This window comes from Neobacillus paridis (assembly GCF_016765675.1).
Classification (GTDB): Bacteria; Bacillota; Bacilli; order Bacillales; family Cytobacillaceae; genus Neobacillus; species Neobacillus paridis.
This window is the reverse complement of record NZ_JAESWB010000160.1, coordinates 1-657: the sequence shown is the minus strand read 5'-3', so window position 1 is coordinate 657 and position 657 is coordinate 1. Positions and strand designations below refer to the sequence as shown.

The window sequence follows — 657 nt, the reverse complement described above, 5'->3', positions numbered from 1 at the left end:
CGATGGTCGCGTGGATGATGCCGGCCTTGTCGGTACGATACTGCACCTGACCCGCCTTGGCGTTCTTCACGGCGGTGGCGACGTCAGGCGTCACGGTACCGACCTTCGGGTTAGGCATCAGGCCGCGCGGTCCCAGGATCTGGCCCAGGGTACCGACGATACGCATGGTGTCCGGCGAAGCGATCACGATGTCGAACGGCATGTCGCCGCCCTTGATGCGCTCTGCCAGGTCTTCCATGCCAACCACGTCGGCGCCGGCAGCCTTGGCTGCTTCCGCCTTGTCGCCGCTGGCGAACACGGCCACGCGCACGCTCTTGCCGGTGCCTGCAGGCAGCACGACGGAGCCGCGGACGACCTGGTCCGATTTCTTGGCATCCACGCCCAGCTGAACGGCGACGTCGATCGACTCGTTGAACTTGGCGGTGGCGCATTCCTTGATCAGCGCGATCGCGTTGTCGAAGGGATAAACCTTGGTGCGATCAACTTTGGCCTTGATTGCCTTGGCGCGCTTGGACAGATTAGCCATTACAGACCCTCCACCGTGATACCGATGGAACGTGCGGAGCCAGCGATCGTGCGCACGGCTGCGTCCATGTCGGCAGCGGTCAGATCTGGCCGCTTGGTTGTTGCGATTTCTTCAGCTTGTGCGCGGGTGAT

At 63.2% G+C, this 657-nt stretch carries 2 protein-coding genes; both read right to left on the bottom strand.

Annotated elements, in window-relative coordinates; genetic code table 11:
• On the bottom strand, window positions 1–526 hold a 526-nt coding region (gene rplA / locus JK635_RS28335; RefSeq protein ID WP_202653524.1), incomplete at its 3' end, for a 50S ribosomal protein L1.
• Complete coding sequence (locus JK635_RS28330; protein ID WP_498043861.1) at window positions 526–657, bottom strand: hypothetical protein; 132 nt, start codon at window positions 655–657, stop codon at window positions 526–528. The genes JK635_RS28330 and rplA, both read right to left, overlap by 1 nt.